16 protein-coding genes are annotated in these 18,196 nt (G+C 72.9%); 8 read left to right on the forward strand and 8 right to left on the reverse strand.

Going from position 1 to position 18,196, the window contains the following annotated elements:
* Window positions 1-17: 17 nt before the first annotated feature.
* Window positions 18-1,121, reverse strand: coding sequence for a MerR family transcriptional regulator (locus tag ABZ883_RS00545; protein WP_360899101.1), 1,104 nt, complete (start codon window positions 1,119-1,121; stop codon window positions 18-20).
* A 281-nt stretch (window positions 1,122-1,402) separates the two neighbouring features.
* Between ABZ883_RS00545 and ABZ883_RS00550 the strand changes: the two genes are divergently transcribed.
* Together ABZ883_RS00550 and ABZ883_RS00555 are read left to right on the forward strand one after the other, a co-directional pair.
* Complete coding sequence (locus tag ABZ883_RS00550) at window positions 1,403-2,182, forward strand: D-Ala-D-Ala carboxypeptidase family metallohydrolase (protein WP_360899104.1); 780 nt, start codon at window positions 1,403-1,405, stop codon at window positions 2,180-2,182.
* A 133-nt stretch (window positions 2,183-2,315) separates the two neighbouring features.
* Window positions 2,316-3,155: an endonuclease/exonuclease/phosphatase family protein gene (locus tag ABZ883_RS00555; RefSeq protein ID WP_360899107.1), complete on the forward strand. Its 840-nt coding sequence runs from the start codon at window positions 2,316-2,318 to the stop codon at window positions 3,153-3,155.
* Here the strand turns inward: ABZ883_RS00555 and ABZ883_RS00560 are convergent, their stop codons facing one another.
* On the reverse strand, window positions 3,156-4,040 hold the full coding sequence (locus ABZ883_RS00560; protein ID WP_360899110.1) for a metallophosphoesterase: 885 nt from the start codon (window positions 4,038-4,040) through the stop codon (window positions 3,156-3,158). It abuts the gene before it with no gap.
* Between the two features lie 140 nt (window positions 4,041-4,180).
* On the opposite strand from ABZ883_RS00560, the gene ABZ883_RS00565 reads away from it, so the two are divergent.
* The 3 genes from ABZ883_RS00565 to ABZ883_RS00575 all read left to right on the forward strand — a co-directional run bounded on the left by ABZ883_RS00565 (window position 4,181) and on the right by ABZ883_RS00575 (window position 6,766).
* Window positions 4,181-4,672, forward strand: a complete 492-nt coding sequence (locus ABZ883_RS00565; protein WP_360899113.1) for a MarR family winged helix-turn-helix transcriptional regulator — start codon at window positions 4,181-4,183, stop codon at window positions 4,670-4,672.
* A 148-nt stretch (window positions 4,673-4,820) separates the two neighbouring features.
* The gene (locus tag ABZ883_RS00570; protein ID WP_360900182.1) at window positions 4,821-5,267 is read left to right on the forward strand and encodes a VOC family protein; all 447 of its coding nucleotides are present in this window, start codon (window positions 4,821-4,823) and stop codon (window positions 5,265-5,267) included.
* A gap of 38 nt (window positions 5,268-5,305) precedes the next feature.
* Complete coding sequence (locus ABZ883_RS00575) at window positions 5,306-6,766, forward strand: NAD(P)/FAD-dependent oxidoreductase (protein WP_360899116.1); 1,461 nt, start codon at window positions 5,306-5,308, stop codon at window positions 6,764-6,766.
* Between the two features lie 417 nt (window positions 6,767-7,183).
* Here ABZ883_RS00575 and ABZ883_RS00580 read toward each other — a convergent pair whose 3' ends face one another.
* From ABZ883_RS00580 to ABZ883_RS00590, 3 genes are all read right to left on the reverse strand, one after another.
* The gene (locus ABZ883_RS00580; RefSeq protein WP_360899119.1) at window positions 7,184-7,651 is read right to left on the reverse strand and encodes a hypothetical protein; all 468 of its coding nucleotides are present in this window, start codon (window positions 7,649-7,651) and stop codon (window positions 7,184-7,186) included.
* 277 nt (window positions 7,652-7,928) lie between these two features.
* Window positions 7,929-9,818: an ABC transporter ATP-binding protein gene (locus ABZ883_RS00585; RefSeq protein ID WP_360899121.1), complete on the reverse strand. Its 1,890-nt coding sequence runs from the start codon at window positions 9,816-9,818 to the stop codon at window positions 7,929-7,931.
* 101 nt (window positions 9,819-9,919) lie between these two features.
* Window positions 9,920-10,816 carry a helix-turn-helix transcriptional regulator gene (locus ABZ883_RS00590; RefSeq protein WP_360899124.1) on the reverse strand — a complete coding sequence of 299 codons (897 nt, stop codon included), beginning with the start codon at window positions 10,814-10,816 and terminating at the stop codon, window positions 9,920-9,922.
* A 190-nt stretch (window positions 10,817-11,006) separates the two neighbouring features.
* On the opposite strand from ABZ883_RS00590, the gene ABZ883_RS00595 reads away from it, so the two are divergent.
* A complete protein-coding gene (locus ABZ883_RS00595; protein ID WP_360899126.1) occupies window positions 11,007-12,050 on the forward strand; it encodes an NAD(P)-dependent alcohol dehydrogenase in 1,044 nt (347 codons plus the stop codon).
* Window positions 12,051-12,088: 38 nt separating this feature from the next.
* Here the strand turns inward: ABZ883_RS00595 and ABZ883_RS00600 are convergent, their stop codons facing one another.
* Complete coding sequence (locus ABZ883_RS00600) at window positions 12,089-13,126, reverse strand: sensor histidine kinase (RefSeq protein WP_360899129.1); 1,038 nt, start codon at window positions 13,124-13,126, stop codon at window positions 12,089-12,091.
* 2 nt (window positions 13,127-13,128) lie between these two features.
* Window positions 13,129-13,800: a response regulator transcription factor gene (locus tag ABZ883_RS00605; protein WP_360899132.1), complete on the reverse strand. Its 672-nt coding sequence runs from the start codon at window positions 13,798-13,800 to the stop codon at window positions 13,129-13,131.
* A gap of 201 nt (window positions 13,801-14,001) precedes the next feature.
* Between ABZ883_RS00605 and ABZ883_RS00610 the strand changes: the two genes are divergently transcribed.
* Entirely contained in the window at window positions 14,002-15,615 is a 1,614-nt protein-coding gene (locus tag ABZ883_RS00610; RefSeq protein ID WP_360899135.1) for a SpoIIE family protein phosphatase, read from the forward strand.
* Between the two features lie 169 nt (window positions 15,616-15,784).
* On the opposite strand, the gene ABZ883_RS00615 is transcribed toward ABZ883_RS00610, so the two are convergent.
* The gene (locus tag ABZ883_RS00615) at window positions 15,785-17,242 is read right to left on the reverse strand and encodes an MFS transporter (protein WP_360899138.1); all 1,458 of its coding nucleotides are present in this window, start codon (window positions 17,240-17,242) and stop codon (window positions 15,785-15,787) included.
* 318 nt (window positions 17,243-17,560) lie between these two features.
* Between ABZ883_RS00615 and ABZ883_RS00620 the strand changes: the two genes are divergently transcribed.
* Window positions 17,561-18,139: a helix-turn-helix domain-containing protein gene (locus ABZ883_RS00620; RefSeq protein WP_360899141.1), complete on the forward strand. Its 579-nt coding sequence runs from the start codon at window positions 17,561-17,563 to the stop codon at window positions 18,137-18,139.
* The last annotated feature ends 57 nt before the right edge of the window (window positions 18,140-18,196 follow it).

The following is an 18,196-nucleotide window of genomic DNA, read 5'->3' on the forward strand; positions in this document are numbered from 1 at the left end:
GCCCGGGCCGGGCCCCGTCAGTCCTCCAGCCGGACCGGCATCAGGAGCGAGAGAGTGTCCTCCGCGTCCGGCCGGCGGATCGCCACCGGAGCGGTCGGGGCGCCGAACTCCAGGATCAGCCGGTCCCGGGCTCCCGCGGCCAGCGCGTGCAGCAGGAAGTCCCGGTTGACGGCGACGTCGCCGGTGTCCGTACGGGCCTCGGCGCCCCCGTCGCCGTCCGCGACGACCCGCACCGTGCCGTCGCCCGCCAACGAGAGCACGACGATGTCGAAGGACACGCCGTCCTGGTCGCGCACCTCGCTCGCGCGGACGGGCCCGGCCTCCACCGCCGCCCGGAGGGCCGCGACATCGACGAGGGCGCGCCGCCCCGCCGGGACGCGCACGAGTCGGCGGTAGTCGGGGAAGTCGTGGTCGAGGCGCCGGCCGGCCGCCTGGCGGTCCCCGGCCTCCAAGGTCACGCGGTCGCCGTCCACGGTGAGCCGCACGGACCCGCCGTCGTTCAGCAGCGCCCGCATCGCGTCGGCGAGCGGGGACGGCACGACCACCTGCGTGCGCGGTCCGTCGTGGCCGGCGGCGGCGGCTTGTGCGACCGCCATCCGGTACCGGTCCGTGGCCACGACGCGGAGCGCCGCGTCCTCGATGTCGAAGAGGACTCCGCCGAGCATCGGCAACTCGGGGTCGGTACTGACGGCGAAGCGGACCGCGTCCAACGCGGCGGCCAGTTCGGGCGCGGGTACGGCCAGCCGGGCTGCGGCGGGGGCACTGGACGACGTCATGGGGTTCTCCCTGCGTTCGAGAAGGGCTCGGACCGCGGAGAACTCGACACGCGCATCGGACAGCGTCCGTTCGAGACGGCGCAGATGCGCCGCGAGCAACTGCCGCACCAGGTCCGTGTCCTGGCCGGACCAGCCGGCCAGCACCAGCCGGATGTCCGCGAGCGGCATCCCGGCCCCGCGCAGCCGCGCCAGCAGGCGGGCCTCGTCCAGCTGTTCCGCGTCGTACCAGCGGTAGCCGCTCAGGGGATCCACCCAGGCCGGGACCAGCACGCCGGCGCGGTCGTAGAACCGCAGGGCGCTCACGCCCAGTCCACTGTCCCGGGCCAGCTCACCGATACTGCGCATCTCGCTCTCCACACCCGGAACCCTGGGCCCTCCACCAAGTCGAGGGTCAAGCGCCGCCCCTCCGGGACCGAACGGGGACGGTCCGCACCGTTCGGGGCGCCCCTTCACGGCGAATTCACCGGGTGAGTCTACCCGCGTAGTGGTGAGTGTGTTGTCATGAACGCGATCAAATTCGGGTGTTTCGGTCGTCCCATGACGCCGACACGCCCGCCGGACCCGGCACCTCGCAGGCGCCGGCCGCCCGACGTCCCCATGCTCCCCCGATCGAGGAGAGAAGGCTCATGACCACCGGAGAACACGCACCCCGCGGCCTGGACCGGCGCGCCCTGCTCCGCGGCGCGGCGGGCCTGACGGCCGCGGCCGGCATGGCGGCCGCCGTCAACCTGGCATCGGCGACCCGCGCCTCCGCCTACGGGTGGACGCGCACCCTCCAGCAGGGCGCGACCGGCGCCGACGTCACCGAACTCCAGATCCGCGTCGGCGGCTGGGCCGCCGCCGGCGCCAGTCAGACCTTCATCGCCTGGGACGGCGACTTCGGCCCCGCCACGGCCGCCGCGGTCAGGCGCTTCCAGTCCGCCTACGGCCTCCCGGCGGACGGCATCGCCGGCCCGCAGACCCAGAGCGTGCTCAACAGCCTGGAGAGCGGCGACGGTTCGACCGCGCACTTCGAATGGAGCGAGTTCCAGTCCAACGACGGCACGGGCTTCGGCAGCGGCAAGGTCGGCGCCACGCAGGTGAAGGAGAACGTGCGCCGGCTCATGTACAAGCTGGAGGCGCTCCGCAAGAAGGCCGGCAACAGCGCGATCACCGTCAACTCCGGCTTCCGCAGCGTCGCCCACAACGCCTCCGTCGGCGGCGCCTCGAACAGCATGCACGTCTACGGCGTCGCCGCGGACATCGTGGTCGCCGGCCACTCCACCCTCCAGGTCTACCGGATCGCCGAGACCTGCGGATTCTCCGGCCTGGAGGCCTACACGCACTCCTGGCAGCACGTCGACAGCCGCGTCCAGTACCCCTCCTACGGCTCCGGCTCGTGGTGGTGGGAGAGCGGCACCGTCTGACAAGGGGCCGGGGAAAGGAACGGCAGGTCCTCCACAGGGAGTCGGAGGGCCGTTCACCTCGCGGTCACAGCTCCGCCAGGGGACCCCACGAAGATCGTGGCCGTTCCCGACCCCGCCCCCAGGAGGAATCCTCATGCTGCGCCGGACCCTGTCCGCACTCGCCGTCGTCGTCGCGCTCACCACCGCCACCACCACAGGGATCGGCCAGGCGTCGGCCGCGGAGGGCAGAGGCGCGCGCGTGCTGGACGTGATGACGTTCAACATCCACCACGGCCAGGGCACCGACGGCGTGCTCGACGTCCGGCGCGTCGCGGACGTCGTCCGCAGGAGCGGCGCCGACGTGGTCGGACTCCAGGAGGTCGACAACCACTACTCCGGGCGCAGCGACTGGGCCGACCAGGCGGCGGACCTGGCCGCGCTGCTCGGCTACCACGTGGTCTTCGGCGCGAACATCGACAACGAGCCGCCGGCCCCCGGCGGGCACCGGATCCAGTACGGCACGGCCATCCTGTCCCGCTACGCGATCACCGAGTCGGACAACACCTGGCTGTACAAGTCGCCCGGGCAGGAGCAGCGCGGACTGCTGCACGCCACGCTCGACGTCCGAGGCAAGGCCGTGCACTTCTACTGCACCCACCTGGCGGCCAGTTCGCAGACCGACCGGCTGCAGCAGACGCCGCAGATCGTCGGCCTGATCGGCGACACGAAGCCTGCCGTCCTCGTCGGCGACTTCAACGCCGTCCCGGCCGCGCCGGAGTCGCAGCCGCTGCAGAGCGCGTACACCGACGCCTGGGCCTCGTCCCTGCACGGCCGCGGCGACGGGGCGACCTACCCCGCGGAGGCGCCGACCGAGCGGATCGACGCGGTCTACACCACCCGCAGTGTGCAGCCGCTCGTCACGCGTGTCGTGCACGCCGACCCGACGGCGTCCGACCACCTCCCCCTGCTCAGCAAGGTCGTCGTCGCCCCCTGATCAGGCGCCGGGCCGCAGCCGGTCGATGACCGAGCGGAGCTGGTCGCGGTCGAGCTCGTACACCGTCTCGCCCGCCCGCGGGTCGCGTGCCTGGAGCACGTGGAACAGCGGGGCGTACGGACCACCGAGGTCGATCAGGGTCGCCGAGGCCCCGCGAACGGCCCGCTCGGTCCCCGGCGGGGCCGTCAGGTCGATCCGGCTGAGGACCCCCGGGGTCGCCCACACCGGGACGGACGCGAGGTGGCCGAAGAGCTGGAGGTGGAAGTGGCCGCACAGGACGAGCCGCACGTCCGTGCCGCGCACGGCGTCCGCCAGCTCCTCCGCGTTCTGCAGGCCCAGGGCCTGCTGCACCTCGACGTCGAGGGTGACCGGCGGGTGGTGGAGGACCACCACGGACCCGTGGGGCGCGGGCGTGGCCAGCACCTCGCGCAGCCAGTCCAGCTGGCGGGCGCCGACCCGTCCGTGGACCTTGCCGGGGACGAGCGAGTCGAGGGTGATGAAGCGGTGGCCGTCGATCGTGCTCACGGCCGCCCGCTCGCCCTCCGGGGACTCCACGACGGCCGAGGCGCAGTCGTCCCCGCCGGCGCCGATGTGGCCGCTGCCGAGGATCTTGGCGAAGGCGCCGCGCTCGTCGTGGTTGCCGGTGCAGAAGACCACCGGGGCCCGCTTGCGGGAGGCGAACGCGCACACCATCTCGCGCGCCACGGTGTACGCCTCCGGTGAGCCGTCGTCGGCGACGTCCCCGCTGACGACGACGGTTCCGACGCCGGGCACCGCTTCCAGGTCGGTGAGCATCCTGCGCAGCGACTCCCTGGCGTTGATGCCGCGGGCGTTCGGCGCGTCGTCGGGGCCGATGTGGATGTCGGACAGGTGAAGGATCCGCATTCCGGCCACGGTACAGAGACCCTGACGTGACGTCACCGGCCCGCGAGGGCGCTTTTGGGTCGTGTCACCGAGGCGGGGGAGGGAGTGGCGCCCGTCGTCCGGGTTGTCCTCTTGCGTCGTCAAGAAGTTAGAGTGAGGGTGTGTCCCCCGCAGAGCAGTCACCGCCGCCGCAGCCACTGCGCCCCCTCAGCGCGAGCGAGGAAGCGTTCGTGCGCGAGCTGAGCAGGGTGATGCTCGTGCTGCCCCGCGTGGTCGACAACGACCTGGTGCGCGAGGCGGGGCTGCCGCTCTCCGAGTACACGTCGTTGATGCACCTGTCCGAGGCCCCCGAAGGGCACTTGCGGATGAGCGAACTCGCGGACGCCTGCAACCTCTCCCTCAGCGGCGTGACGCGGGTCGTCATCCGGCTCGAGAAGCAGGGCTGGGTGGAGCGGGTGAAGTGCGCCGAGGACGGCCGCGGCTGGAACGCCGTGCTGACCGACGCCGGCCTCGCCCGGCTGGAGCGGGCCTGGCCGACGTTCCTTTCCACCGTGCGGCAGCACCTCGTGGATCACTTCGACGGCCATGACCTGGCCCCCCTCACGGCCGCGCTGCGGAACGTCGCCGTCGAGGGCCCGGGGCACAACGGCTGATCTCCCGCACGGACTCCCGGTAGGACCGGTCCTCCGCATCCCCTTCCCTTTCATGCGTCACCGCCTTGACAGGTGACATTCGCGTCGGCCATGCTCGTCACCAGTCAGACCGGTGACACACCTCCTCACGGAAAGATGGATGACGACGATGGACCTGAAGCTCGAAGTGCTCGTTCTGCCCGTCTCCGACGTCGACCGCGCCAAGCACTTCTACGAGGAGGCCATGGGCTTCCGGCTGGACGTCGACTACGCCGACGACAAGGGCTTCCGGGTCGTGCACCTCACGCCCCCCGGATCGCAGTGCTCGATCCTCTTCGGCGACGACGTGACCACCGCGGCCCCGGGCTCGGCCCAAGGCCTGCACATCGTCGTCACCGACGTCGAGCAGGCGCGGGCCGAGCTCGTGGAGCGGGGCGTCGAGGTCAGCGAGGTCTTCCACGACGCAGGCGGCGTCTTCCACCACGCCGGCGACAAGGACCGGGTCGCCGGACCGCACCCGGAGCGCGCGAGCTACGGCTCGTTCGCGGCGTTCAGCGACCCCGACGGCAACGAGTGGGTGCTGCAGGAAGTGACCACCCGCCTCCCCGGCCGTTGAGCGGACCGTCGCGACACCGGAAAGGCACAGGAGACCCGATGACCGAGACCGAGACCGCGACGGAGACGTCCCGCACCTATGACGTCGTCGTCATCGGCGCCGGCCCGGTCGGCGAGAACGTCGCCGACCGGACCCGCGCCGCGGGCCTGAGCACCGTGATCGTGGAGAGCGAACTCCTCGGCGGCGAATGCTCGTTCTGGGCGTGCGAACCCAGCAAGGCGCTGCTGCGGCCCGTGCTGGCGCGCGCCGACGCCCGCCGCGTACCGGGCCTGCGGCAGGCGGTCGAAGGCCCGCTCGACGTGGCGGCCGTCCTCGCGCACCGCGACGCCATGGCCAACCACTGGCACGACGACGACCAGGCCGACTGGCTGGCCTCCGTCTCCGTCGACCTGGTGCGCGGCCACGGCCGGATCGACGGCCCCCGGCAGGTCGTGGTGCACACCCCCGACGGCGGGACCGTGCGGCTGCACGCCCGCCACGCGGTCGCCGCGTGCACCGGCACGGGCCCCGCGCTGCCGGACCTCCCGCACCTGGACGAGGCCCGGCCGTGGACCAGCCGGGAGGCGACCAGCGCCGCCCAGGTGCCCGGCCGGCTCGCCGTCGTCGGCGGCGGGGTGGTCGCCGTCGAGATGGCGACCGCCTGGCAGGGCCTCGGCTCGCAGGTCACCCTGCTGGTCCGGGGGAACGAGGGGCTGCTCCCGCGCATGGAGCCGTTCGCGGGCGAGATGGTCGCCGACGCCCTCCGGGAGGCGGGCGTCGACGTCCGCCTCGGGGCCTCGGTCACCTCCGTGACACGGGACGAGGGCGCCAGCGGGGAGGTGAGCATCACCCTCGCCGACGGCGAGAGGCTGGCCGCCGACGAGATCCTGTTCGCGACGGGCCGGGCCCCGCGCACCGAGGCGATCGGGCTGGAGACCGTCGGCCTTACCCCCGGGGACTGGCTGACCGTCGACGACACCTTCCAGGTCACCGCCGTCACCGGCGGATGGCTCTACGCCGTCGGCGACGTCAACCACCGCGCCCTGCTGACACACCAGGGCAAGTACCAGGCCCGGATCGCCGGCGCCGTGATCGCGGCGCGCGCAAAGGGCGAACCGGTGGACCTCCGCCGCTGGGGCCCGCACACCGCGACCGCCGACACCGTCGCCGTGCCGCAGGTGGTCTTCACCGACCCGGAAGTCGCGGCGGTCGGCCTGACCACCCAGGAGGCCCGGCGCACCGGACGCCGGGTGACCGTCGTCGACCACGACTTCTCGGCCGTCGCCGGTGCGCACCAGTACGCCGAGGGATACCGCGGCAAGGCACGCATGCTGGTCGACGCCGAGCGCGGCACCGTGGCCGGCGTCACCTTCGTCGGTCCCGGCGTCGGCGAACTGCTGCACTCGGCCACCGTCGTGGTGACCGGCGAGGTGCCGGTGGACCGGCTCTGGCACGCCGTCCCCCCGTTCCCCACGATCAGCGAGGTCTGGCTCCGCCTCCTGGAGACCTACCGCGGATGACGACTCCCCTTCCGGGGCCCTCCGGCTGAGGTGGTGCCGCGCGCATGCGCTTCCCCGTCGGGTGGGGCGCCGCGCTGTTGCCGTGGGTCGATGCCGGCCCCCGCCCGAGTTCTCCGTGCCGGGCGGGGGCTTCGCGGTTCCCTGACGGTCCGGGGAGGGCGTTGGGGGCGAGGCGCCCCGCGCCGCGCGGGTTCCGGCTGGTGGGCCGGGGCTTCGCGCGGCTGCGCTCTCGCGGCTCCGTGAGGAGTGGGACGCTCCCTGGCGGGGATGTTCGCCTGGCCCTGGCATGTTGCTTCCGCCGATTTGGCGAGGCCTTGCAGGGCTGCGCTTCTCGCCGGGTGGCGCCTCCCTGCCGCCGTGGGTCGTTGCTTCGTACGGTAGGGCGCATGGGGCGGGGTGCCCCCATCAAGGTGAGCCTCAGAAGGACCGGAAGATACCGGCGGGGTCAGCTTGGGCAGCGTCGACGACGTCGGCGAAGTCCAGGTTGGCGATCGACAGGTTTGCATGGATTTCGCCGATACCGGCGGGAACCGTCCGGACAGCCCCGCTGTACGCCTCGAACTCCTCGTCGCTCTCGCACTCCTCCCGGGACAGCACGGCCACCGCCAGGAGCGCGTGGTCGTGGCCGTCCATCGTCAGGTGGTCTGCCAAGTAGACGACGCTCAGTTCCTCGTCCCCGGAGAGGGCGGTGATCACGTCATCGGTCGTGGCCCCCGCCCAGGCCGGATCATCGACGATGTGCAGGCGAGACTCGATGTCCCCGTCGGCGAACTCCCACGGTTTCGACAACTCCGCCAGCACGGCCCGCCAGCCTTCCTCGTTGCCGAAGTCGGTTCTGATGATGAGCGCGGCGGATTCATCGCGGTCGGCAGTGGCGGGCAGCATCGTCGGACTCCGGTCTCCAGGAGGGCGTACGTACCGCACACACCATGCCAGCGTGCGCCGACAGCCCGGTCAATTGCCGGGGCAGGACGCGGGAGGCCTGGGCGGATGGGCGCGCGGCCTGCGCTCGGGTTCCGGCTGGTGGGCGGAGGCTTCGCGTGGCTGCGCACTCGCGGCTTCGCGCGGAGTGGGACGCCCGCCCGGGTTTTGCGGGCCGGGCGGGCGCCCGAGGTCTGCCACGGGTGGGCCCCCGCAGGGGAGGGGCGGGGCCGGACCGGGGTCAGGCGATGCCGGCGGGCTCCGCGTCGTCGTCCGTGCTGAACTGCGTGCGGTGGAGTTCCGCGTAGCGGCCCCCCGCCGCCAGCAGTTCGGTGTGCGTGCCGCGTTCGACGATGCGGCCGTCCTCGACCACGAGGATCAGGTCGGCGGCCCGCACGGTCGACAGGCGGTGGGCGATGACGACGGCGGTGCGGTCCTCCAGGGCCTCGTTCAGGGCCTCCTGGACCGCCGCCTCGGAGGTGTTGTCGAGGTGGGCCGTGGCCTCGTCGAGGATGACGATCCGCTGCCCCGCCAGGAGCAGCCGGGCGATGGTCACCCGCTGTCGCTCGCCGCCGGAGAGCCGGTACCCGCGCTCGCCCACCACCGTGTCCAGCCCGTCGGGGAGTTCGGTCACGAGGTCCGCCAGCCGGGCCCGGCGCAGGACCTCCCACAGTTCGTCCTCACCGGCCTCCGGCCTGGCCAGCAGCAGGTTCGCGCGGATCGTGTCGTGGAAGAGGTGGCCGTCCTGGGTGACCATGCCGACCGTGGCGCGGAGCGAGGCCGCGGTCAGGTCGCGCACGTCGACGCCGCCGACGCGCACCGCGCCCTCGTCCACGTCGTACAGCCGCGGCAGCAGCTGCGCGATGGTCGACTTCCCCGCGCCCGACGAGCCGACCAGCGCGAGCGTGCGGCCCGCCTCGGCGCGGAAGGAGATGCCGCGCAGCACCTCGCCGCCCGCGCGGGTGTCCAGGCTCGCGACCTCCTCGAGGGAGGCGAGCGAGACCTTGTCGGCGGACGGGTAGCCGAAGCGCACGTTCTCGAACTCGACCGCGAGCGGTCCCTCCGGCACCTCGCGGGCGTCCGGCTTGTCGGCGATGAGCGGCTTCAGGTCGAGGATCTCGAAGACCCGCTCGAAGCTGACCAGGGCGCTCATGGTGTCGACCCGCGCGCCCGCCAGGGCCGTCAGCGGGGCGTAGAGGCGGGTGAGGAGCAGGGCGAGCGTGACCACGGAACCGGCTTCGAGGGCGCCGGTGAGCGCGTAGTGGCCGCCGAGTCCGTAGACCAGCGCGAGCGCTAGGGCGGAGACCAGGGTGAGAGCGGTGATGAACGCCGACTGCGCCATGGCGGTGCGCACCCCGATGTCCCGTACGCGGCGCGCCCGTTCGGCGAACTGCGCGGACTCGTCGGCGGGCCGGCCGAAGAGCTTGACGAGCGTCGCGCCGGGGGCGGAGAAGCGTTCGGTCATCTGGGTGCCCATCGCGGCGTTGTGCGCGGCGGCCTCCCGCTGGAGGCGGGCCATGCGGGTGCCCGTACGCCGCGCCGGGACGACGAAGACCGGCAGGAGCACCAGGGCGAGCAGCGTGACCTGCCAGGACAGGGCGAGCATGACGCCGAGCGTGAGCAGCAGGGTGACCAGGTTCCCGACGACCCCGGACAGGGTGTTGCTGAACGCCCGCTGGGCGCCGATCACGTCGTTGTTGAGCCGGCTGACGAGCGCGCCGGTGCGGGTGCGGGTGAAGAAGGCGACGGGCATGCGCTGGACGTGGTCGAACACGGCGGTGCGCAGGTCGAGGATCAGGTTCTCGCCGAGGTTCGCGGACAGCCAGCGGTTCAGCAGCCCGAGACCGGCCTCGGCGAGCGCGATGACGGCGATGAGCACCGCCAGGGTGGGGACCCGTCCGGAGCGGTCGCCGGAGACGATCGCGTCCACGACGCGTCCCGCCAGGATCGGCGTCGCCACCGCGAGCAGCGCGGTGACCACGCTGAGCAGGACGAACCACGCGATGTGGCGGCGGTGCGGCCGGGCGAACGCCGCGACGCGCCGCAGTGTGTCGCGGGCCAGGGGGCGACGGTCCGTCGTGGCGTTCATGACGCTGTGCAACTGCATCCAGGCGGTGGTCTCCATGCTCATGTACGGACCGTAGAACCTCGACCGCCGTCGAGGTCAAGAAAACAGCCGGAAGGAATCCCTCCGCAGCGAGGCGCGGGCCCGGTGGACCGAGGGCCCGGGGCTCAGGCCGACGGCACCCGCCGCGTGGCGTCCGTGCCCCAACTGGCCAGCAGGCGCAGTGACTCCGCGGCCGGCGACCCCTGCTCGGCGTGGAACGTCACGAGGGTCATGTAGGCGTCGTCCGCGAGCCGGAACTGCTCGAAGTTCAGCTGGAGTTCCCCGACCAGTGGATGGTGCAGGCGTTTGACGCCGTGGCTCCGCTCCTTGACGTTGTACAGCGCCCACAGGCGGCGGAACTCCTCGCTCCTGACGGAGAGCTCACCGACCAGGGCGGACAGTTTCGCGTCGTCGGGGCAGTGGCCGGCGTCCATGCGCAGCGCGCACACGATGTCGATCGCCTTCTGCTCCCAGTCGACGAACAGATCGCGGTACTCGGGACGCAGGAACACCAGCCGCGCCCAGTTGCGCTCGGCGGGGGGCAGCTCCGACCAGTCGCCGAAGAGGGCGGCCGCCGCGCGGTTCCAGGCGAGGATGTCGGAGCGCCGTCCCACGATGTACGCCGGCACGCCGTGCATCGAGTCCAGGAGTTGCCACAGCGCCGGCCGGGCCTGCGGCTGACGCGCCACCGGCTTCTTCTTGTGCGGCTTCGGCTTCACCAGATGCGTCAGGTGCGCGTACTCGGCGTCCGTCAGGCGCAGTGCGCGGGCGACGGCGCCCAGCACCTCCGCGGAGACGTTGCGGCCGTTGCCCTGCTCCAGGCGCGTGTAGTACGCGACCGACACCCCGGCCAGCTGGGCCAGCTCCTCGCGGCGCAGACCGGGCACCCTGCGGTGCCGTCCGGCGACGGGCAGCCCGACGTCCTCCGGCTTCAGCCGGGCGCGTCGGGTGCGCAGGAACTCGCTCAGCTCGTCCCGCCGGGTCAGCGGCCGGCCGGCGGATCCTTCGGGTTGCTGCTCCATACCACCAGTATCCGTGCCGTGAGCTGGTCGTACGCAGGGCAGCCTGACCCCGCCAGTAGTAGGCACGGCAGTCGTACGAAAAAGCGTGTGAACGCTGATCCGCGCGGCTTCGGGCAGGCTCGGAGGTGCTGGAAGTCGTGCCCGCAAGGCAAGGCACCGGGCACGCAGACCACGAGGAGAAAACCCCCGCATGACGACTGTTGCTGCATACGCCGCGCCCACCCCCAAGGCACCACTGGAGAGGACCACCATCGAGCGGCGCGCGGTCGGCGAACACGACGTCCTGATCGACATCAAGTTCGCCGGTATCTGCCACTCCGACATCCACCAGGCCCACGACGGCTGGCGCCCCGGCATCTTCCCGATGGTCCCCGGCCACGAGATCGCCGGCGTCGTCTCCGAGGTCGGCCCCGGCGTGACGACGTTCGCCGTGGGCGACCGCGTCGGGGTCGGCTGCATGGTGGACTCCTGTGGGGAGTGCGCGAACTGCAAGGACGGAATGGAGCAGTACTGCACCGACGGCGGTCCGGTCTGGACGTACAACGCCACCGGCAAGGACGGCCTGCCCACCCACGGCGGCTACTCCGAGAAGATCGTCGTCCGCCAGGACTTCGTCGTCCGCATCCCGGACGCGCTGCCGCTGGACGTGGCCGCCCCGCTGCTGTGCGCCGGCATCACCACGTACTCGCCGCTGAAGCACTGGAACGCCGGCCCCGGCAAGAAGGTCGCCGTCGTCGGCCTGGGCGGTCTGGGCCACATGGGTGTGAAGATCGCCCACGCGCTCGGCGCCGAGGTCACCGTCCTGTCGCAGTCCCTGCGCAAGAAGGACGACGGTCTGCGCCTGGGCGCCGACCACTACTACGCCACCGCCGACGAGGAGACCTTCGGGAAGCTGGCCGGCACCTTCGACATCATCCTGAACACCGTGTCGGCGGGTCTGGACTTCTCCGCCTACGTGTCGCTGCTGCGCAGGGACGGCGCGATGGTCAACGTCGGCCTCCCCGAGGAGTCCGTGCACCTCGACCTGAAGGCCCTGAACGGCCGGCGCCGGGTGATGACCAGCTCCAACATCGGCGGCATCGCCGAGACCCAGGAGATGCTCGACTTCTGCGCCGAGCACGGTCTCGGTGCCGAGATCGAGGTGATCCCCGCCGACCGGATCAACGAGGCCTTCGAGCGCGTCGAGGCCGGCGACGTGCGCTTCCGCGTCGTGATCGACACGGCGACCATCTGAGGGACCGGTTGGAACGCCTCCGGGATGCCGTGGCCTGTTCAACCGGCCGCGGCGTCCCGGCGCTCCGCGGAGTCGTCCGGCGGGATCCGCAGCGCGACCGTGGTCCCCTCGCCCGGCGCGCTGCGCAGCGTCAGACGGCCGTTGATGAGATCGGCGCGCTCGCGCATCGCGGACAGCCCCATCCCGCGCTGGTACGGCGCCGGCCGGTCGGCGGTGGGTCCGGACATGCCGCAGCCGTTGTCGGTCACGGTCAGCCTGGTCGCGCGGCCGTTGCCCTCCACGGTCACCACGATGCGCGTCGGCTCCGCGTGCTTGACGGCATTGGTGATCGCCTCCTGGACGATCCGGTACACCTGTGCCTGCGTTTCGGGCGCCAGCCGCCCGCAGAGCGCGTCGCCGTGGGAGGCGACGCGCAGGTCCGTGCGGATCCCGAAGGTCTCGGACGTGTGCCGGCACAGCGCCTGGAGGGCCGGTTCGAGGCCGAGTTCGTCGAGCACCACCGGGCGCAGGTCCACGATGAGGTGCCGCAGGGAGACGATCTGGTTGCCGACCAGGGCCCGCGCCTGCTCGATGGCGCTGCTCATCGCGGCGGGCCCGCCGTCCGCGGCGGCGGAGGACAGCACGACCTGCACCGCGCCCAGCTCCTGGAGGGTGTCGTCGTGCAGTTCGCGCGCCCATCGTCGGCGCTCGCGCTCCTCCCCGTCGTGGCGGGCGCGCACCCGCTCCCGTCTCAGCTGCGTCTCCCGGCGCGACGAGGCACGGCTGGCGATGATCGCGTAGCCCGCCAGGAGCAGCGGGAACACGTGCAGCAGGTTCAGCAGCGGCTCCTGCGCCACCCGGACCATCCCGGCGACCGTGAGCATCAGCGCGACGGCGGTGGCGATCAGCAGCCAGATCCGCTGGCCGGCGGCGCACAGCGGCAGCATCAGCAGGTACGAGGCGGCCGCGACGAGCGACAGCACCAGTTCCCAGGACACCGACCGGTCGGTGACCTCCATGACGACCGCGGCCGCCAGGGAGGCGGTGCCGAGCACCTCGAAGCCCAGGCGCAGCGCGGCCCGTCCCGGCCCGGTCACGGTCAGGCCACCAGTCCGCGTTCCCGGGCGACGGCGATCAGTTCGGCGCGGCTGTCCTTGCCGAGTTTGTCGCGGAGCCGGGAGCGGTGCGTCTCCACGGTGCGCACGGAGACATAGAGGCGCCGGGCGATCTCCTGGTTGGTGTGGCCGAGCGCGAGCAGGGTGAGCACGTCGGTCTCCCGGTCGGTCAGCGGCTCCTCGCCGTGGCCCGGGAAACCGAGGTTCTCGACGGCCAGCCGCGCCCCCAGCGACGGCTGCACGTACGTGGCACCGCCGGCGACCTGGCGCACGGCGGCCAGCAGTTCGTCGGCGGCGGCCTCCTTGAGCAGATAGCCGGCCGCCCCGGTGCGCAGCGCCTCGCGGGCGTACGCCGGGTCCTCCTGCATCGTCAGGACCAGGATCCTGGTGCCGGGGGAGGCCGACAGCAGGCCAGGGATCGTCGGCAGGCTGGACCGGCCGGACATGGTCAGGTCCAGGACCAGTACGCGGGGGTGGTGCTCGCGCACGGCGTCGAGGGTCTCCGGGACGGTCGCGGTCTCCGCGACGACGTCGAAGGCCGGTTCCGCGGCCATCAGCAGGCGCATTCCTGCCCTGACCACGAGGTGGTCGTCGGCAAGCACCACCGTGGTCGCGGCGGAAGGGTGCCTGCCGTCGGGGCGGCGGGGGACTTCCATAGGTGCAACGGTAGATCCGCGCCGGGGAAGGGGCAGCCCGCGCCGACGGCGTTGCGGGAGACCCGCAGTCAGGACTGCGGGCCGCCACGGATGACGACTGCGGGCCCGGCGGGATGCGGTGGGACCGCCGCCTTGGCAGGCTCGTAGACAACGACTGAAAGCCGTCACAGCCGACGTACCCGTCCAACCGAGGCAACCGACATGTACCGCGTCACCGACCAGCCCCCGTCCGTCCCGCCGGACCAGCCCCAGTCGTACGAGGCGGCCCAGCAACTCGCCGACGCCGCCGTGCCCGCGGTGGCCGACTACGCCGCCGTCGAGGTCTCCGACGCCACGGTCAGCGAACGGGCGGCGATGTCCGGGCTTCCGGCGACCGTGCTCGACTTCCGGCGCGGTGCCTTTCGCGCGGTCCGCCCCGACGTGATGCTCCACGCGTACGAGGTCGGGGAGGTCAGCGAACTGCCGCCGCGCACCCCCTATCGCGCGTCGCTGGTCGACCTGCGCCCGCGCATCGTGCTCAATCTGCACCCCAGGACCTCCTGGCTGCTGCGCGACCCGGTGCGCGCGCGGCTGATGCGCGGCAGCCGCACGCACTCCGTGCTCGTGGTGCCCCTCGACGTCGGGGGTGTGCTGCTCGGGCTCGCGGCCTTCTACCGCACGGCGGGGTCGCCCGCCTTCTCCCAGGCCGACCTGCGGGAGGCCGGGCGGCTGGGCCGCCGCGCCGCCCTGCTCCTGGACCACGAGCGGCGCCGGCTCGTCCACGAGGCCGCCGCGCGGATCCTCCAGGAGGCCCTGCACGAGTCGGACACCCCGGCCGTCAGCGCGCTCGACGCGGTGCGCGGGCACGTCCCGGAGTCGTCGGCGCCCGGGTCCTGGATCGACGTCGTCCCGCTCCCCAGTGCCCGGGTCGCCCTGGTCACGGGCACGGCCGGGGGCTCGGGGGTCACCGCCACGGCCGGCATGAGCCAGGTCAGGGCGGCCATCCGGGCCCTGCTGCTGCTGGACATGAACCCCGGGGAGGTCATCGCGCGGCTGGGCCGCCGCGCGGGGGCCGCCCGCATCCCCGTGCACTGCCTGCTCGCGGTGTACGACCCTGTCACCCGCCGCTGCACGACCGCCTCCGGCGGTGACGCCGGGGCCGAACCGGCCTTCCCCGCGGACATGTCCCCGCCCGACCGGGCTGGGGCGGAGGAGTGCGCGCCCCTGGCCGCGGCTCCGGCGGCGGAGTTCGACGTGCCCTCCGGGAGCACCCTGCTGCTGAGCTGCGGCACGGACGACGGGACGGGCGCCGCCCCCGTGATCCGCATCCTGCCGCCGACGGGCGACGACCCCGAGGACGCCGTCGACACCGCCGTCTCGGTCGCCTTGGCCGCGGGCGCCGGCGGCCGTTCCGAGCCGGTGCTCCTCGCGGCCCTCATCCGCACCCTGGACCCGGCGGACGTCGCGACGTGGGAGGTCCCGAACGACCCCGCCGCCGTCTCCGCCGCCCGGGCCTGGGCCGACGGCCAGCTCACCCACTGGAGCCTGCCGGAGCTGTCGTTCACCACCACGCTGGTGGTCAGCGAACTCGTCACCAACGCGGTCCGCTACTCCAGCGGCCCGATCCGGCTGCGCCTCATCCGCGACCGGGCCCTCATCTGCGAGGTCTCCGACGTCTGCAGCTCCGCGCCCCATCCGCGCCAGTCCACCCCCAGCGACCAGAACGGCCGGGGCCTGTCGATCGTCGCCCATCTCACGGAGGCCCAGGGCACCCGCTACACGGCGACGGGGAAGACGGTGTGGGTGGAGCAGAACATCCTTCCCGAGGCGGCCTGATGGCCCGTCCCGGCCGCCGGCGGCCGCCCGGAGCGGGCGGCAGCCGCCGCCCCCGCCCGCCCAGGGGACCCGGGCGGCCCACCGCGCGCGGCCGTTTCACCGCGCACGGGTGAGCCGCCGCCGGCCACGGGGTTCCCGTGGCCGGCGGCAGCCCAAAGGTGCGACGGGATCAGCCGCTGGTGACCGGCTCCGCCTCGGCCGTGGTCTGCGCCAGGGCCGGGGTGTCCGAGGCGCGGACGACGCCCGCCGTGGCGTGCCGGCCGTGGAGGGCCGGGACGAGGAGAGCGGCGAGGGCCGCGCCGAGGAGCAGGACGGCGAGCAGGGCGAAGCCGTGGGTGTAGCCGGAGGCGTAGGGGAGGCCGGAGGGCTGCAGGCGGCTGGTGACCAGGACGCTGGTGACGGCGGCGCCGATGGAGCCGCCGATGGTCCGGATGTTGGCGTTCATGCCGCTGGCGGCACCGGTCTGCTCCGGCGGGACGCTGCGGACGATGAGGTTGGCCATGGAGGCGAAGGCGAGGCCGATGCCGAGGCCGAAGATGCCGGCCGACGTGGCGACCTGCCACTGCTGGTCGTGCCAGGCGGCGAGGATGCCGCAGGCCAACGCGCCGAGCGCGGAGCCGGCGACGAGGAGGCGCTTGGCGCCGACGACCGGTTCGAGGCGGCCGCTGAGCACGCCCGAGAAGAACATCGCGACCAGCATCGGCAGCATCAGCAGGCCGGCCGAGGTGACGCTCGCCCCGAAGCCGTAGCCCGCGGCGCGCGGGGTCTGGGCGAAGCCGGGCAGGAAGGACCAGATCGCGTACATGCCGGCGCCGAACAGGAGGCCGGCGGTGTTGGTCGTCCACACCGCGCGCAGGCGCATGATGCGCAGGTCGATCAGCGGGTTGCGGGAGCGGGCCTCGGCGGTCAGCCAGAGGGCGAAGAGCACCACCGCGGCGGCGAACAGCCCGAGCACGCGGCCCGAGGTCCAGCCCCAGTTGCCGGCCTGGCTGAGCGGCAGCAGCAGGGCCACGAGCCAGCCGGACAGGAGAACGGCGCCGAGCCAGTTGACGCGTCCCTCGGCCCGGTTGGGGGACTCGGGGACGTAGCGGAAGGCTATGAGCGCGGTGACGGCGACGATGCCGACCGGGATCCAGAACAGCGAGCGGTAGTCGAGGGCGGAGACGATCGGGCCGGCCGCCACGATGCCGACGCCGCCGCCCGCCGCGATCACCGCGGACAGGTTGCTGATGCTGGGGCTGACCCGGCTCGCCGCGAACTCGTCGCGGATGATGCCGAAGGACAGCGGGAAGAGGGCGCCGCCGATGCCCTGGACGACGCGGGCGATGATCAGGACGCCGATCGTCGGGGCGAGCGCGGCGAGCAGGCAGCCGAGCGTCAGCACGACGAGGACGCCGACGAGGGTGCGCTTCTTGCCGATGAGGTCGCCGAGGCGGCCCAGGATCGGCGTGAAGATCGAGGCGGACAGCAGGTACGCCGTCATCACCCACGTCGCGGTGGACTGGGACGTGTGCAGCGCGTGCTGGACCGTCGGCAGGGCCGGGGCGATCAGTGACTGCAGCATGGAGAACACGCCCGCACCGGTCGCGAGGACCGCGAAGGTGAGGCGGGTGGAGCGTCGGGGCATGAAGGAGCCTCTCCGGATCCGGACAGGGCACGGCCGGGCGCGGATACGTCCGGCGGCGATGTGAGCGGGCTGGTGGTACGGGACGGGCGGGCGGGGCGCGGGCCGCGTGGGGCGCGCAGGCGTCCGCCGGAAGTCAGAGGAAGGGCTTGCGTCGGTGCAAGGCCCGTAACGGGGCACATCAGTGCTTATCGAGGCGCTGCCGGCGCGTGTGGTGACACGTGTCGACGGAAGTGCGCCCCCTGCTGTTAAAGTGGAGGTACGCCTCCACTGTAGCGGAGGCTCACCTCCACTTCAAATGTTCCGGCCGGGGAGGCAGAAGTGACGGCCCAGCCGTTTCCCGTCAGCGAGATCGTCGCGGCCCAGCGCCCGCACCGCAGGGACGCCGCCCGCAACTACGACGCCCTGCTGGCGGCCGCCCGCGAGGCCTTCGCCGAGAACGGCGCCGACGCCTCGCTGGAGGACATCGCCCGCCGCGCCGGTGTGGGCATCGCCACGCTCTACCGGAACTTCCCGACCCGCCGGCACCTCTTCGAGTCCGTCTACGCGGACGAGGTCAACGACCTGTGCCGCGTCGCCCAGGACGTCGCCGCCCTGGAGCCCTGGGAGGCGCTGACCGCCTGGCTGCGCCGCTTCGTCGACTACACCGTGACCAAGCGGGCCATCCGCGAGGCCCTCAACAACGAGTCCGACGTCTTCCTGGCCTGCCGCGACTCCATGTACCAGGCGGGCTACCCGCTCCTCGAACGCGCCCAGAAGGCCGGCGAGGCCCGCACCGACTTCTCCTTCGACGACCTGCTCCGCATGGTCTCGGGCATCAGCTCCACCGCCTTCCCTGACGAGGGCCAGCGCGACCGCGTCCTGGGTGTCGCCCTGGACGGTGTCCGCACCACGCGCTGACGCGCATCACCCCGGCGTCGCCGGTGCCCGCGTCGAAATGCCGGCTGGTCCGCGCCG

Origin of the sequence: Streptomyces sp. NPDC046977, from assembly GCF_040644455.1 — a bacterium.
GTDB lineage: Bacteria > Actinomycetota > Actinomycetes > Streptomycetales > Streptomycetaceae > Actinacidiphila.

What these genes read in the sequence shown, in the direction of transcription:
- ABZ883_RS00545 (WP_360899101.1), bottom strand. Translation starts at nt 1,121, where the DNA reads ATGCGCAGTATCGGTGAGCTGGCCCGGGACAGTGGACTGGGCGTGAGC.
- ABZ883_RS00560 (WP_360899110.1), bottom strand. Translation starts at nt 4,040, where the DNA reads ATGCGGATCCTTCACCTGTCCGACATCCACATCGGCCCCGACGACGCG.
- ABZ883_RS00550 (WP_360899104.1), top strand. Translation starts at nt 1,403, where the DNA reads ATGACCACCGGAGAACACGCACCCCGCGGCCTGGACCGGCGCGCCCTG.
- ABZ883_RS00605 (WP_360899132.1), bottom strand. Translation starts at nt 13,800, where the DNA reads ATGGAAGTCCCCCGCCGCCCCGACGGCAGGCACCCTTCCGCCGCGACC.
- ABZ883_RS00555 (WP_360899107.1), top strand. Translation starts at nt 2,316, where the DNA reads ATGCTGCGCCGGACCCTGTCCGCACTCGCCGTCGTCGTCGCGCTCACC.
- ABZ883_RS00610 (WP_360899135.1), top strand. Translation starts at nt 14,002, where the DNA reads ATGTACCGCGTCACCGACCAGCCCCCGTCCGTCCCGCCGGACCAGCCC.
- ABZ883_RS00580 (WP_360899119.1), bottom strand. Translation starts at nt 7,651, where the DNA reads ATGCTGCCCGCCACTGCCGACCGCGATGAATCCGCCGCGCTCATCATC.
- ABZ883_RS00590 (WP_360899124.1), bottom strand. Translation starts at nt 10,816, where the DNA reads ATGGAGCAGCAACCCGAAGGATCCGCCGGCCGGCCGCTGACCCGGCGG.
- ABZ883_RS00595 (WP_360899126.1), top strand. Translation starts at nt 11,007, where the DNA reads ATGACGACTGTTGCTGCATACGCCGCGCCCACCCCCAAGGCACCACTG.
- ABZ883_RS00570 (WP_360900182.1), top strand. Translation starts at nt 4,821, where the DNA reads ATGGACCTGAAGCTCGAAGTGCTCGTTCTGCCCGTCTCCGACGTCGAC.
- ABZ883_RS00575 (WP_360899116.1), top strand. Translation starts at nt 5,306, where the DNA reads ATGACCGAGACCGAGACCGCGACGGAGACGTCCCGCACCTATGACGTC.
- ABZ883_RS00615 (WP_360899138.1), bottom strand. Translation starts at nt 17,242, where the DNA reads ATGCCCCGACGCTCCACCCGCCTCACCTTCGCGGTCCTCGCGACCGGT.
- ABZ883_RS00585 (WP_360899121.1), bottom strand. Translation starts at nt 9,818, where the DNA reads ATGAGCATGGAGACCACCGCCTGGATGCAGTTGCACAGCGTCATGAAC.